Annotated in this window: 14 protein-coding genes; 4 read left to right on the forward strand and 10 right to left on the reverse strand. The window is 69.3% G+C overall.

The annotated features are described in order from the left end of the window. Positions 1 to 46 precede the first annotated feature (46 nt). Positions 47 to 244: a hypothetical protein gene (locus tag C5C17_RS00900; RefSeq protein ID WP_104251495.1), complete on the forward strand. Its 198-nt coding sequence runs from the start codon at positions 47 to 49 to the stop codon at positions 242 to 244. A 108-nt stretch (positions 245 to 352) separates the two neighbouring features. Here the strand turns inward: C5C17_RS00900 and C5C17_RS18435 are convergent, their stop codons facing one another. Both C5C17_RS18435 and C5C17_RS00905 read right to left on the reverse strand, forming a co-directional pair. Further along, positions 353 to 499: a hypothetical protein gene (locus tag C5C17_RS18435; protein WP_181028420.1), complete on the reverse strand. Its 147-nt coding sequence runs from the start codon at positions 497 to 499 to the stop codon at positions 353 to 355. A gap of 102 nt (positions 500 to 601) precedes the next feature. Then, the gene (locus C5C17_RS00905; RefSeq protein WP_104251496.1) at positions 602 to 1,216 is read right to left on the reverse strand and encodes a LysE/ArgO family amino acid transporter; all 615 of its coding nucleotides are present in this window, start codon (positions 1,214 to 1,216) and stop codon (positions 602 to 604) included. 70 nt (positions 1,217 to 1,286) lie between these two features. Here C5C17_RS00905 and C5C17_RS00910 point away from each other — a divergent pair, with 70 nt between their 5' ends. Further along, entirely contained in the window at positions 1,287 to 2,225 is a 939-nt protein-coding gene (locus C5C17_RS00910) for a LysR family transcriptional regulator ArgP (protein ID WP_104251497.1), read from the forward strand. A 20-nt stretch (positions 2,226 to 2,245) separates the two neighbouring features. On the opposite strand, the gene C5C17_RS00915 is transcribed toward C5C17_RS00910, so the two are convergent. Continuing rightward, positions 2,246 to 2,743, reverse strand: a complete 498-nt coding sequence (locus C5C17_RS00915; RefSeq protein WP_104251498.1) for an SRPBCC family protein — start codon at positions 2,741 to 2,743, stop codon at positions 2,246 to 2,248. A gap of 125 nt (positions 2,744 to 2,868) precedes the next feature. On the opposite strand from C5C17_RS00915, the gene C5C17_RS00920 reads away from it, so the two are divergent. Next, complete coding sequence (locus tag C5C17_RS00920; RefSeq protein WP_104251499.1) at positions 2,869 to 3,153, forward strand: hypothetical protein; 285 nt, start codon at positions 2,869 to 2,871, stop codon at positions 3,151 to 3,153. 33 nt (positions 3,154 to 3,186) lie between these two features. On the opposite strand, the gene C5C17_RS00925 is transcribed toward C5C17_RS00920, so the two are convergent. The 3 genes from C5C17_RS00925 to C5C17_RS00935 all read right to left on the reverse strand — a co-directional run bounded on the left by C5C17_RS00925 (position 3,187) and on the right by C5C17_RS00935 (position 5,306). Continuing rightward, positions 3,187 to 3,516 carry a DHCW motif cupin fold protein gene (locus tag C5C17_RS00925; RefSeq protein WP_104251500.1) on the reverse strand — a complete coding sequence of 110 codons (330 nt, stop codon included), beginning with the start codon at positions 3,514 to 3,516 and terminating at the stop codon, positions 3,187 to 3,189. Positions 3,517 to 3,576: 60 nt separating this feature from the next. Then, positions 3,577 to 4,590 carry an LLM class flavin-dependent oxidoreductase gene (locus C5C17_RS00930; RefSeq protein ID WP_104251501.1) on the reverse strand — a complete coding sequence of 338 codons (1,014 nt, stop codon included), beginning with the start codon at positions 4,588 to 4,590 and terminating at the stop codon, positions 3,577 to 3,579. A 74-nt stretch (positions 4,591 to 4,664) separates the two neighbouring features. After that, the gene (locus C5C17_RS00935; RefSeq protein ID WP_104251502.1) at positions 4,665 to 5,306 is read right to left on the reverse strand and encodes an SRPBCC domain-containing protein; all 642 of its coding nucleotides are present in this window, start codon (positions 5,304 to 5,306) and stop codon (positions 4,665 to 4,667) included. A 149-nt stretch (positions 5,307 to 5,455) separates the two neighbouring features. Between C5C17_RS00935 and C5C17_RS00940 the strand changes: the two genes are divergently transcribed. Then, entirely contained in the window at positions 5,456 to 7,090 is a 1,635-nt protein-coding gene (locus C5C17_RS00940; RefSeq protein WP_104251503.1) for a bifunctional 3'-5' exonuclease/DNA polymerase, read from the forward strand. Between the two features lie 18 nt (positions 7,091 to 7,108). Here C5C17_RS00940 and C5C17_RS00945 read toward each other — a convergent pair whose 3' ends face one another. The 4 genes from C5C17_RS00945 to C5C17_RS00960 form a co-directional block, all read right to left on the reverse strand. Beyond that, entirely contained in the window at positions 7,109 to 8,215 is a 1,107-nt protein-coding gene (locus C5C17_RS00945; protein ID WP_104251504.1) for an AAA family ATPase, read from the reverse strand. 2 nt (positions 8,216 to 8,217) lie between these two features. After that, positions 8,218 to 10,461, reverse strand: coding sequence for a hypothetical protein (locus C5C17_RS00950; protein ID WP_146079038.1), 2,244 nt, complete (start codon positions 10,459 to 10,461; stop codon positions 8,218 to 8,220). 12 nt (positions 10,462 to 10,473) lie between these two features. Beyond that, a complete protein-coding gene (locus C5C17_RS00955) occupies positions 10,474 to 11,133 on the reverse strand; it encodes a response regulator transcription factor (protein ID WP_104251506.1) in 660 nt (219 codons plus the stop codon). 233 nt (positions 11,134 to 11,366) lie between these two features. Continuing rightward, the gene (locus C5C17_RS00960) at positions 11,367 to 12,737 is read right to left on the reverse strand and encodes an NAD-dependent succinate-semialdehyde dehydrogenase (protein WP_181028421.1); all 1,371 of its coding nucleotides are present in this window, start codon (positions 12,735 to 12,737) and stop codon (positions 11,367 to 11,369) included. Positions 12,738 to 12,931 lie beyond the last annotated feature (194 nt).

The raw sequence follows: 12,931 nt of genomic DNA on the forward strand, positions 1-12,931 counted from the left end.
GTGCGGAGGCCGTGAGTCGCGACGCGGCCCGGGGTAGGGTCGCGCCATGCGCCGCTCCCTCCCTCGGTTCCTCGCCTTCTTCGCCGTCGTCGTCCTGTCGGGCGCCGCGCTCATCCTCGTCCTGCCGCACGCGCTCGGCCCGGACTCCACGGTGGCGACGTGGGTGCCGCCGATGCTCGGCGCGATTTTCGCGGCGAGCGCGTTCGTGGCTTGGAAGGTCCGTCCCGTCTGGAAGCGCGACTGACGCCCGTCCGCTCGGCGACCGATGCCGGTCCCGCGCACTCCGCCCAGACGGAAGGGCCGGGACGTCGTGCGGCGTGCCCGGCCCTCGCGCAGCTGCGTGGCTCGGGGGTCAGTCCTCTTCAGGCTCGAACGTGGAGGCGTCCGGGTCGTATCCGACCGCGACCCCGTCGTCGGAGTCGGGGATCGTGCCGTCCTCGCCGAGGCCGTTCGGCTTCTCGTCGCCGTCGCTGTCGTGGGAGATCTTCTGGTCGCTCATCGTTGGCCTTCCGTTCGGGGTCTGCAGTGACTTGGAGCGACGATAGCGGTCGACGCTGAAGGGTTTTCCGGATCCGCTTGGGCGAGGCGACCCAGACGTTCCTCACAGTCCGAGCAGCAGCGACGCCGCGATGCCGACCATGACGACGGCGATGATGGCGTCGAGGACGCGCCACGCGACGGGCTTCGCGAACACCGGCTGCAGGAGGCGCGCCCCGTAGCCGAGGGCGGCGAACCAGACGACGCTTCCGACAGCCGCGCCCGCACCGAACAGCCAACGCGCCTCGCCGTGCGTGTTCGCGACCGACCCGAGCAGCACGACCGTGTCGAGGTACACGTGCGGGTTCAGCCACGTGAGCGCGAGGCACGTGAGCACGGTCGGGAGCGCGGCAGAGGATGCCGCGGGGCTGTCCGCATCCATCGCCTTCGGTGTCATCGCCCGGCGGGCCGCGAGCACCGCGTAGCCGAGCAGGAATGCTGCCCCAGCGATGCGCACGACGGTGGTCAGCCAGGGGAGCGCGGTGAAGACGATGCCGGCTCCGCCCACGCCGAGCAGGATCAGGAGCGCGTCGGAGAGCGCGCAGACGGCGACGACGGCGAGCACGTGCTTTCGCAAGAGCCCCTGCCGAAGCACGAACGCGTTCTGCGCGCCGATCGCGACGATGAGCGACAGGCCGAAGCCGAAGCCGGCGAGAGGGGTGAGCAGGTCCAAGGTCATGCCGCGACGATATGGCGCACCGCATTGCCGGGTCCAGCTCACGTTCCTTGCCAATCATTAGCATGGCTTCATGTCAGCCACGACGTCCGGGTTCGACCCCCAGCGTCTCGCCGCGCTCCGCTCCGCCGTCGAGACGGGCACCTTCGAGGCCGCGGCCCGCGAACTGCGCGTGACCCCGTCCGCGATCAGCCAGCGCATCAAGGCGCTCGAGAACGAGACGGGCCGGGTGCTGCTGCAGCGCAGCAAACCCGTCGCGCCGACCGAGTCCGGTGAAGTGCTGCTGCGCCTCGCCCGCCAGCTGGACGCGCTCGGACGGGAAGCATCCAGCATCCTCGGTCGTGTCGGTGCAGGTTCCGGAAGCGGCGCGGTCGCTGACCACGCAAGACCCGCCCTCGAGCGCCTCCCCATCGCCGTCAACGCCGACTCCCTCGCCACGTGGCTGCTTCCCGCGATCGCACCGCTCGCCGACGAGATCGCGTTCGAGCTGCACCGAGCCGACGAGACGCAGACCACGGAACTGCTGCGGAGAGGAACGGTGACGGCCGCCATCACCGCCGACCCGGCCCCAGTCCAAGGCTGCACCTCGGTGCTGCTCGGGGCCATACGCTACGTGCCCATGGCATCTCCCGGCTTCGCCGCGCGCTGGTTCGAGGTTCCAGGGGAGACGCTGACGGATGCCCTCCAACACGCACCGGTCGTGGTCTTCGACCGAGCCGACACGCTGCAGGACCGCTACCTGCAGGCCGTGGGGGTCGACCCAGGAAGCCCACCCTGCCATTACGTGCCATCGTCCGCCGACTTCGTCGCGGCGATCCGCCTCGGCTTCGGGTGGGGGCTCGTCCCGGAGCCGCAGCTCGACGACGAACCTTCGCTGGTGCGGATCGACCCGCGGGGCTGGGTCGACGTGCCCCTGTTCTGGCAGCAGTGGCAGCTGCACACGCAGGCGCTCGCGCGGACGGCCGCGACCGTGTCCGACGCCGCACGCCTGGCCCTACGGGCATCCGTCTGACGCCTCACGGGCTGCCCACGTCAGCGATCAGCTGCGACCGCCGCGAGCACCACCGGGTCCTCGCATCCTCGGGCGAATCCGCGGATGCGGCGATCGATGTCGCGTTGCAGGATCGCCCCGCCGATGCGCTCGGCGAGCGGGGCAAGCCATTTCGGCCTGCAGGTGAAGTTGTACCGCCAGACGGCGAGCGTCGCGGGTCTGCCGTCGCCGGACTCGTCCTCTGCGGGGCTGAAGCGCCAGCCGCCGCCGAGACGTTCGAAGAACCAGGACCCTTCTGTCATCTTCATGCCGACGTTCGACGGCGGCTTGTATGAGACGTACTCGCTGACCATGCGGAACCCGAGACGGTGCACCGTGAAGGTGCGCACCCCTTTCGCCGGCCGTTCGGCTCCGTCGAGGAAGCGCTGGCGGCGGATGAACGGGTCCCATCGAAGCCGCACGTCGCCGGTGGTCTGGGACACGGCGAACGCTGTCGCAGGGTCGACGGGGACAACGCAGCGGGACTCGACGACGGGCATGCCCCATCGTCACACGGGGCCCTCCCGGAACGTGCGGAGGCGCTCGCGGATGCGCCGCCTTGTCAGGTTCGCGGAGGATGACGTGCTTGCCTGGTGGCTGACGGAAGCCAACGGCGGGAGCAGCCATGAAGGACAACCAGCACAGCGATGAGCGACTCGGGGACTCGATCCCGGGCGATCCGATCGGTGACCCCGCGGACCTGACTGCGAGCGAGGAGAAGTCGGGGGCGGAACCGGCTGGGGAGAGAGGCGACGTGCTCGGGGCTGCTGGCAAGCTCGCGAACGTCTTCGCGTTCGGGAAGCTCTCCGACGTCTCGTCCGCGACCGCGACCGCCGACGGGACGTTGCCGTCTGACCCCGACGATGACGGCACCGGTGGCACTGGCGGCGCACGCCGAGCCGGGGCTTGACGGGTCGGACCGTCCAGACCCGGCCCTCTCCGATCAGTCGACGATGAACAACCGGGCGCCGGCCTCTGTGCGCGAGCGGTGGGCCTCCATGTCGGTTCCGACCTGGTAGCTCTGTCCGGCGCTCAGCGTGACCAGGCGGCCGTCGTCGAGCTCGGTCTCGAGCGTGCCGTCGAGCACGAACAGCACGTGCCCGCGTGAGCACCAGTGGTCGGCGAGGTAGCCGGGCGTGTAGTCGACCATCCGGATGCGAGTCTCACCGATCTGCTGAGTCCGCCACCGCGCCTCGCCCGTGGTGCCGGTGTGGATGGTCGGCTCCAGCGAGGCCCAATCGGTGGTGGTGAAGGCATGCCCGAGGAGATCCATGGCTCGACGCTACCGCCCCGCGCGGCCGCCTCGCACCAGTGGTCGCGCTACCTGGTCGCGCTACTCGTCGGCGTTCTCGAGCGGTTGGGATGCGCGCATCGCCTCGGCGGTGATCTCGAGCGACCGGACGCGGTCGGCGCTCTGCAGCGCGCCGTGCCCGATGATCAGCTCGTCGGCGCCGGTCGTCTCAGCGAACTCGGTGAGGTAGTCACGCACCTCCGGTCCGGTGCCGACGGCCGTGTAGCGCATCATGTTCGCGATCTGCTGCCCCTGGGGGCTCGCCAGGATCTGGTCCATCTGCTCGTCCGTGAAGTCGGAGTTGGGGCCTCGGAGCAGAACGCTGCGGAGGCGGGACCTGCGGGATCGCGTGAACTGCTCCTGCGCTTCAGCCGCGTCGGGTGCCGCGACGACGTTGACGCCCACGATCAGGTGGGGCGCCTCGAGCTGCTCGGACGGCTGGAACCGCTCTCGGTACAGGGAGACGGCCTGGAAGAGCTGGTCTGGCGCGAAGTGCGACGCGAACGCGTACGGGAGCCCGAGCTGCGCCGCGAGCTGTGCGCCGAAGAGGCTGGAACCGAGGATGTAGAGGGGCACGTTCGTGCCTCCACCTGGCACTGCCTGCACGCCTGGGATCGTGGATTCGCCGCGCAGGAATGCCTGCAGTTCGAGGACATCCTGGGGGAACTCGTTCGCGGATGCCGGTGACCGGCGCAGGGCGCGGAACGTCGCCTGGTCGCTGCCCGGTGCGCGTCCGAGGCCGAGGTCGATGCGGTCCGGGTACAGGGTCGCGAGGGTGCCGAACTGCTCGGCGATGACCAGCGGTGAGTGATTGGGGAGCATGACGCCGCCGGCCCCGAGTCGGATCGTGGAGGTCTGCGATGCGATATGCCCGATGAGGACGCTCGTCGCGCTCGATGCGATCGTGGGCATGTTGTGATGCTCGGCGTACCAGACGCGGCGGTACCCGGATCGCTCGGCGGCCTGGGCGAGCTCGACGCTCGCCTGGAAGCTCTCCCGGACGGTCTGGCCAGGGGCGATGGGGGCGAGGTCAAGGATTGAGAGAGGAACAGTCACCTTGGATGCAACCGACGAGCCCCGTCAGGTGTTCCCACCGGCGTGCGGTCGCGTGTCGTGCGCTGCCCGTGTGGCTATTCGTCGCCGAGGTAGAAGGAGGCGGTGCGGGTCGCGGACTCGTGTGCGTCGTCGGGGTCGGCGCCGGCGCTGAGGTGGGCGATGCACCAGCGGTCGGCTGCGGACTCGACGAAGCGCTTGCCTTCTTCAGCGTCGTTGAAGGCAGACATGGCCGCCTGCACGTCGGTGCCTTCGTCGCCGAGGGCGAGCGCGAGGGCGAGGAGGGCGCCGTCCCAGCCGATGCCGGTGGCGGCTGGGCCGTACTGCGCCCAGTGCTCGTTGTCCGGCACCGTGTGGTGCAGCGTCAGGCGGGTGCCCGCTCCGGCGGGGTCGAGTGTCAAGCGGACTCGGCTGACGTCGCCGTCGTACTCCCACGTCACTCGGAGCTCCGTGTGCGGCTGGCAGTGCTCGATGGTGCCGGATGTACAGCTGGCGGTCAGCCGGTACCTCCCGCCCTGGGCGAGCTCGCCGTCGACGGGTTCGAACCAGCGCGAGAGGCCTTCTGGTGTTGTGCACGACGTCCACACGGCTTCGGGCGAGTTCGGGAAGGTGCGCTCGAGCGTGACGACGTAGCTCGTGCCGTCTCGCGCGACGCTGCGCGTGACGTTCTCCAGGCTCTCAGTCGACGCTCCGGCGGGGGACACCGGTTTCGTTTCCATGTGATCAGCGTGCCTGGCCTTGTTGTGGAATGGCGCAGACCCGGGGAATTGCGCACGGGCGAGCCTCACGCAACCTGGAACGGGCGCCGCGTCCGCAACGGCTTGGCTTCGAGGCGGATCCTGTCCGTGGTCTGCCGCACAATGAACGGATGCATATCCTGGTCACGTCGCTTGAGCGCGGCTTCGCGCTCGAAGACCGACGCGACGCTGCACCCGCCGCCGACGCCGCTTCCTCGAACGCCCCTCGCGTGCGGCTTGTCCCGGACGCCATCGGGCTCGCGCAGCTGGTGTCCGAGTGCGAGCGGTCGGCCCCAGCAGGCGACCCGATTCGCTGGGTGTGGAACGGCCAGGACATCGTGCCACGGCTGCTCGCGCACGGGGTGCGGGTCGGCCGGTGCCACGACCTTCGGCTTGCGGGCCGCATCCTCATCACGGCCGGCTACCTCGATGCGAGCTTCGATGTAGCGGACGCGCGAGGCGGGTCTCACCCCGGTGAGGGCCTCTTCGACCTCGACGCGGAGAACCCGGGCACGCCAGCCGCGACCCGTGAGCTCTTCGAGGCGCAGCTCGCGGCCCTGGAGGCCGCGAATCACGGGGGATCCCGGAAGGGAGCGCTCGCGTTCCTCGTCGGGGTCGAGAGCGCGGGAGCTCTGGTCGCGGCGGAGCTCCGGGCTGCTGGCATGCCGTTCAGCGTCGAGCGCCACGAGCGTGTCCTCGTGGAGGCGCTGGGGCCGCGAGGTGCTGGCGGCAGGCCCGCGAAGCTCGAGGCTGCTGCTTCGGCGGTGCGTTCCGCGCTGGATGAGCCGACCCTCAACGTCGACTCGCCGAAGGACCTGCTCGCGGCTCTGCGGCGGGCCGGGCTCGACGTGGCCAGCACCAGCAAGTGGGAGCTGTGGGGGAAGGACCATCCGGTCGTCGAGGCGCTCCTGCACTACAAGCGTCTGCATCGACTGTTCACGGCGAACGGATGGACCTGGCGGGACGAGTGGATCCGTGGCGGACGTTTCCGACCCGACTACGTTCCGGGCGGCGTCGTGACGGGACGCTGGGCGACGAGCGGCGGCGGGGCGATGCAGCTCCCCAAGGAGATCCGCAGCGCGGTCGTGGCCGACCCGGGTTGGAAGCTCGTCGTTGCCGATGCGGCGCAGCTCGAGCCGCGCATCCTTGCCGCCATGTCCGGTGATGAGGCCATGGCGAGAGCCGGCGCGCAGCGCGACATGTACACCGCGTTCGTCGATCGTGGCGTCGTACCGGACCGCGACAGTGCGAAGGTCGCGATGCTGGGCGCGATGTACGGCGCGACGAGCGGGCAGAGCGCGATCCTGTTGCCTGGCCTCGAGCGCGCCTACCCGCATGCGATGGCGCTCGTCGCCTCGGCAGCCCGCTCTGGGGAACGGGGGCAGCAGGTGCACACCTGGCTCGGGCGAACGTCGCCGTGGCCGCCCGCCGAGTTCTCGCCGCGCGACTTCGGACGCTTCACCCGCAACTTCATCGTGCAGGGCACGGCCGCCGAGTGGGCGCTCACGTGGATGGCGGGCATCCGGCAGCGGCTGGCTCGGCTCGGAGCTGGATCGGTTGTGGATGCGCCGCTCGAGCGCAGCCCGCACCTGGCGTACTTCCTGCACGACGAGGTGGTGGTGCACGCGCCTGCAGAGCTGGCGGACCGTGCGGCGGCTGAGGTCGTCGCGGCGGCCGCGGAAGCCGGACGACTCCTGTTCTCGGGCAGCCAGGTCACGTTCCCCGTGGTGGCGCACGTCGTCGACAGCTACGGCGAGGCGAAGTAGCTCAGCGGAGGTGCCACCCTAGCGCTTCGGCCACACCCACTGCGGCCCCTCGAACGGCAGCTGGCCGCGGATGCTCGTCGAGCCCGCCTCCTTCTCGAGCTCGATGACGTTCGCGTCGTCGCGCAGGCCCTCGACGAGCGGCTGCGAGTGCGTGACGACGATGACCTGCGTCTGCTCGGATGCGCTGCGGATGAGGCCCGCGAGCGTCGGGAGGAGGCTCGGGTGGAGGCTCGCCTCTGGCTCGTTGAGCACCAGCAGCTCCGGCATGCGGGGCGACAGCAGGGCGGTGGCGAGAAGGATCATCCGCAGCGTGCCGTCGGACAGCTCCCGGGCATCGAGCGGCCTCTCGAGGCCGGGCTGCGACATGACGAGCCGGGCCATGCCGGAGGCGTCTTCCTCGACCCCCACCCGGGACCCGGGGAAGGCGGCATCGATGGCGGCGTGGAACGCCCTCGCGTTGCCGACCCGCTGCACCGTCGCGAGTGCCGCGGGCAGTCGCGAGCCATCATCCGGCAGCACAGGGGTGAAGGTCGCAGGGCTCGGCAGTCTCGCCGGTGCCGCCGCGTCGGTGCGCAGGTAGTCGAGGAAGCGCCAGCCGCGCGCGGACTCGCGGAGCGCGTAGAGCTCGGGCGCCGTCGACGGGTCGGCGAGGGTGGCGAGCATCGACTCGGCCTCGCGCACGCTCCACTCGGCATGCACCAGCTTGAAGTTGGCGTCACGCACCTTGACCAGATTTCCGCGCCGTTCGACGAGTGTCGTCGAAGGCCGCAGAAGCTCACTCGACCAGACGAGCTCGCTCTTCACGACCGGATCGAACGGAAAGTCGGAGATGATGGGGATGCCCAGGTCGGCCGCGTAGGAGGCGGCCGAGGTGCGGAGGCCGAGCTTGAGGGTGACGGGCGTGCCACGGGAGCGCTTGCCCGCGTGCAGCGCTGCCCGCAGGCCGCCTTCCATCGCCAGCGACGACAGGGCGCCCTCTCGGATGATGTCGTGCAGCAGTCGCAGGGCCCGGTACAGGTTCGACTTGCCGGTGCCGTTCGCGCCGGTGATGACGTTGAGGCGTTCGAGCCCTACCGTGACGCTCTTGATGGACCGGTAGTTCTCGATGGCGAGGAGTTCGAGCATGCCTACACGGTAGGCGGTGCCATCGACATTCTCGCGGTGTGCTCGACCTTCGACGTGGGGATGACAGCTGGCCTCGGAACCTCTGTGCCGACGACGTAGCGCAGCGTGCCGGGGGCGTCGGCGCTCCCGATGAAGACTGACACTCGATGTTCCAGCGCGGGTGTCTCACTCGCGTCGTCGATGGGCGCTGCCGTGCGACGCACGGTCACGATGTTCCCGGACTCCGCTGCCGAGAGATGCGTGATGACCTCCTCGAGAACCGAGGATGGCAGGCCACCTGCCGAGGCGGCATCATCCAGGACCGAGACCGTCACGCCGCGAGAACGAGCCGCGTCGGCCGCGCACTCGAGAGCGCCGACGGAGAGCGCAGGAGAGCGCATCCTGTCGCGCACCCGCGCTTCCACGCGACGGGCGCGATCTCGATGCTGCGAGTCGAGGGTGGGGTATCGAACGATGTCCTCGAGTGTCTGACGGGCGACGCTGTCGATCCACTGCCGCTGCTGATCGACGCCGTCGAGTGCGATTAAGGCGTCGTCCATCTGCTGGAGGGCTGCTTGCTCGTGTTGCCTGAGCGCGGACAGCGCCTGGCTCTCGCGCCGCAGGTGCCACCAGCAGACGACAGCGACGCCGATGAGGATCGTGGCCAGCCAACGGGTGCTCTGCAGCATGTGGAATCCGCCGTACGACCACGCCCATCCGAGGCCGACGACGGCCATGCTCGCGAACCCGAGCAGCCCGGGAACCAAGCGGCCCTGCACGATCAGGTACGCGCACAGCAACGTCGCCATCTCGAGGGTGAACTGCCACCTCGGCATGGACGGCGTCGCCTGGGGAAGAACAAGGAGTGAGGTCAGCAGCGGGAGGCACGCGATGCTCCAGACGAGCACCGGCGTCAACCGCATGCCGAATGCGAGGCACATCATGGCCGCGCCGACGATGGCGTTGGCGACGAGAGTCCAGGAGGGGTGTGTCTGCATCCCAACGGTGAGGAAGCTGGTCGCGGCACTGATCGACCAGTACGCGACCAGGGCGCCGCCACCCCCACTGGCACGAGACGCGAGCGATTCGACTGCGGTCCCCTCCCTCCGGTCGGCGGCCGGATCCCACCGGAGTGTCACCGTCGTCCCAGCTCCGGGAGCGGAGTCGACCAGGGCTGTGGCACCTGGATGCTGCTCGATCCGGTGCAGGATGCTGCCTCGCAGGCCGAGTCGGTGCCCGGGTACGTCCGCCAGGACGAATCCGGCTCCATCGTCGCGGTAGCGAAGCTCGAGGGACCTGTCCGTGGCGGTGAACGTCGCGAAGCGCGACGCTCGTCCAGCGGCGCCCGAACCGGCATGGGCGACCGAGTTCTCCGCGGCCTGTCTGAACGCATGCTCGAAGTCGTGGGCGATTCGTGTCGGCACGACGGGCATCGCCGTGCGCGGCAGCGAAGCCATCCAACGTGCATGTGACCGCTCGGCGATCGCCGCGATGGTCTCGGAGAACTCGCGCAGACTGATCGGCGGGCCGTCGTCGTCCGTCAGTGCCGGCGCGCTCAGGCCGCTGAGTGCGGTCCGACAGAGCTCGCGGAGCTTGTCGCTCACCTGCCCATTGGAGTGGGCGGCGGCTACGAGAGCGCCGAGCACGTTGTCGTGCACGAAGGCCGCGAAGTCCTGCTTCGTCTGCAGCTGGGACCGCATCCGCGCAGATGCGTGGCTCGCGCTCGCGCTCGCCCGCGCTCCGGAGAGCGCTGCCGCACGGAACGCATCGAGCTTCCGTTTCCCCTGCTCCACCAGGAGCGGGACGGGAGCCAGGAACAGTGGGGCGATGAGGACCGCCGGGCTCGAGGCGGCGAGGTCCTCGCCGAGGAGGGCCAGCGAAGCCGGGTAGCTGAGGATGCCAACCGAGGCGAAGGCGACGCCCGGCCATCTGCCGTGTCTGACGGTCACGATGACGCAACCGCTCAGCCACACGGCCCAGCTCCACGGCAGCACCAGCGCGAATTCGTGGGGAGCCAGCGCCAGCCAGAGGCCATGCTGGAGGAGGCACAGCAGGAGGAGCAGCGAGTCCCGGAGCGCCGGTGCTCGCGTGCTCGACGGCAGAGCGAAGGAAGCCGCAGCGCTGACGGTGACCGTCGCCAGCAGCAGATTCAGCCAGAGCGGTGTCTGGGTGAGTGTGCCTGGCACGCTCAATGCCAGCAGGGCCGCCAGCGCGAGGGAGGCGATGTTCGCCAACCTCGTGAGGAACGCGGAGGATCTGGAGCTCATGTCGGACACGGGTCAGTCGCTCCGGGCTGTCGGAGGGGTGACATAGCCGTCCTCGACGGCGCGGTGGAAGAGCTCGAGCTTCGTTGAGGCTCCTCGTCCCGCGGTTCGGTATTTTCGGCGAATGCCCTTCACGTGGTCCGCCACCGTCTGGGGGGAGATGAAGAGCGTCGCGGCGACATCGGATGCTGGAAGGCCGGCGGCATAGAGCTCCAGCACCTGGATCTCGCGACGGGAGAGTCTCGCACTCGGCAGGTCAGGGTCGCTCGAGATAGCGGATGCCCAATCGGGTGTGCCGAGCGTCTCACCGGCGTGCACCATGAGGATCGCCTGCTCCAGTGCGGCGAGCGACTCGGACTTCCGGACCATCCCGGCGACATTGGCTCGAGCCGCAGCACGGAGGTGGTCGGGGTTCTCGCCTGAGGTGTACGCGATCGTCGTCGCCCCTGTGCGGGCGATGGCGGCGACGTTGTCTTGAACGCTGCTGCCGTCGCCCAGTCTCAAGTCGAGCAGGACGACGTCGAGGAGCTCACCGTGGAGTCCACTTGCCACTGGGCTCGCGGCCTGGATCCTGATACGCGAATGAACCGCGAAGTGCACGCTGAGTCCGTGCCGAACGACTTCGTGGTCGTCGACGATACCCAGTCGAATGCGGAGAGGGAGTGCTGGGGACACGGTCAGAGTGTACGCCCGTTCTGATTCGCTTTCGTTCGCGAATCCCCCGCATGGGGGATGGTGGGCGCGGCTGGCGAATGGTTGGGTGGGGGAGTGCACCACCGAGCGGCATCGCGGCAGAGTGGCTAGCGTCCGGGGGGACGCAGAAGTGCATATAAGGGGAAGCGCGGCACCACTTCGGGGGAAGTGGTGCCGCGCTTGTCTGTCGACTGGCGTCGCTGGATTCGGCCGGGCTACTTGACCTGGCGGATGAGCTTCTTGTTCACGAACTCCTCGATGCCGAGCGAGCCGAGCTCACGGCCGAAGCCCGAGCGCTTCACCCCGCCGAAGGGCAGCTCCGGGCTGTCGAGGCCGACGCCGTTGATGTAGACCATGCCGGCTTCGATGGCGTCGGCGACGCGCTGCGCCTGCTCCTGGTCGGTCGTGAAGAGGTACGAGCCGAGACCGAACGGGGTCGCGTTGGCGAGCTCGATCGCCTCCTCCTCGCTGCTGACCTTGTAGAGCGCCGCGACGGGGCCGAAGAACTCCTCGGTGTAGGCGTCGTTGTCGGGCGTGACACCGGCGAGCACCGTCGACTCGAAGAAGTTGCCGTCGTGGCCGCCGCCGCCGAGCAGCTGCGCCCCCTGCGCGACCGCGCGCTCGACCTGCTCTGCGAGGTTCTTCGTGGCTGGCGCCGAGGAGAGCGGGCCGAGCTCGGCGTCGTCCTTGGTCGGGTCGACGGGGGCCACCGACGTCATCGCGGCCGTGAACTTCTCGGCGAACTCGTCGTAGAGCGAGTCGATGACGATCATGCGCTTGGCTCCGTTGCAGGCCTGTCCGGAGTTGTCGAGGCGCGCTGCGACCGCGGCCTCGACCGCCTCGTCGACGCTGTCGGTGCTGAGCAGGATGAACGGGTCGGACCCTCCCAGCTCGAGCACGACCTTCTTGAGGTTCCGGCCGGCGATCTCGGCGACGGCGGCACCGGCGCGCTCGGAGCCGGTCAGCGAGACGCCGTGGATGCGGTCGTCGGCGATGATGTCGGCGATCTGCTCGTTGGTGGCGAAGATGTTGACGTATGCGCCCTGCGGGAAGCCCGCATCCGCGAAGATCTGCTCGAGCGCGGTCGCCGACTCGGGGCACTGGCCGGCGTGCTTCAGCAGGATCGGGTTGCCGAGCACGAGGTTCGGGCCGGCGAAGCGGGCGACCTGGTAGTACGGGAAGTTCCACGGCATGATGCCGAGGAGGGGGCCGATCGCCGAGCGGCGGATGAGGGCGGTGCCTTCGCCGCCGAGCAGCTCGATCGGAGCGTCCTTCAGGAAGTTCTCCGCGTTGTCTGCGTAGTACTGCAGGATGTCGGCGCTGAAGTCGACCTCGCCGTACGACTGCTCCATGGGCTTGCCCATCTCGCGGGTGATGATCTGTGCCAGCTCCTCGCGGCGCTCGCGGTGCAGCTCGGCGGCGCGGCGCATGAGGGCGGCCCGCTCGGCGACGGTGCTGGGCTTCGACCACGTGCGGTACGCGTCATCGAGGCTCTGCAGCGCCGTCTCGATGCCGTCCTCGGTGACGAGCGGGAATTCCTCTCCCTGCTCGCCGGTCGCTGGGTTCACAACTACGTAGGTGCTCAAACTCACTCCAGACATTGGATGCGTGCGCGCAGCATCGCGCGATTGGGTGAAGCCTAGGAGATGCGGCCTTGGAAACCCAGGGTTCCCGCCGAATTAACTGAATCTCGTTCATTTACGAGGCATGGGATGATCAGCGCCGAGAAGCGGTGCCGAGAGCGCCTTTCCAGCGGCGTCGTCCTAGGCTCTCGATCGGC

This window comes from Pseudoclavibacter sp. RFBA6 (assembly GCF_002931575.1).
Taxonomy (GTDB): Bacteria; Actinomycetota; Actinomycetes; order Actinomycetales; family Microbacteriaceae; genus Pseudoclavibacter; species Pseudoclavibacter terrae.

Coding starts and splice junctions, on each gene's coding strand:
- C5C17_RS00950 (WP_146079038.1), bottom strand. CDS start 10,461: ATGAGCTCCAGATCCTCCGCGTTCCTCACGAGGTTGGCGAACATCGCC.
- C5C17_RS00910 (WP_104251497.1), top strand. CDS start 1,287: ATGTCAGCCACGACGTCCGGGTTCGACCCCCAGCGTCTCGCCGCGCTC.
- C5C17_RS00915 (WP_104251498.1), bottom strand. CDS start 2,743: ATGCCCGTCGTCGAGTCCCGCTGCGTTGTCCCCGTCGACCCTGCGACA.
- C5C17_RS00905 (WP_104251496.1), bottom strand. CDS start 1,216: ATGACCTTGGACCTGCTCACCCCTCTCGCCGGCTTCGGCTTCGGCCTG.
- C5C17_RS00900 (WP_104251495.1), top strand. CDS start 47: ATGCGCCGCTCCCTCCCTCGGTTCCTCGCCTTCTTCGCCGTCGTCGTC.
- C5C17_RS00925 (WP_104251500.1), bottom strand. CDS start 3,516: ATGGATCTCCTCGGGCATGCCTTCACCACCACCGATTGGGCCTCGCTG.
- C5C17_RS00945 (WP_104251504.1), bottom strand. CDS start 8,215: ATGCTCGAACTCCTCGCCATCGAGAACTACCGGTCCATCAAGAGCGTC.
- C5C17_RS00935 (WP_104251502.1), bottom strand. CDS start 5,306: ATGGAAACGAAACCGGTGTCCCCCGCCGGAGCGTCGACTGAGAGCCTG.
- C5C17_RS00920 (WP_104251499.1), top strand. CDS start 2,869: ATGAAGGACAACCAGCACAGCGATGAGCGACTCGGGGACTCGATCCCG.
- C5C17_RS00940 (WP_104251503.1), top strand. CDS start 5,456: ATGCATATCCTGGTCACGTCGCTTGAGCGCGGCTTCGCGCTCGAAGAC.
- C5C17_RS18435 (WP_181028420.1), bottom strand. CDS start 499: ATGAGCGACCAGAAGATCTCCCACGACAGCGACGGCGACGAGAAGCCG.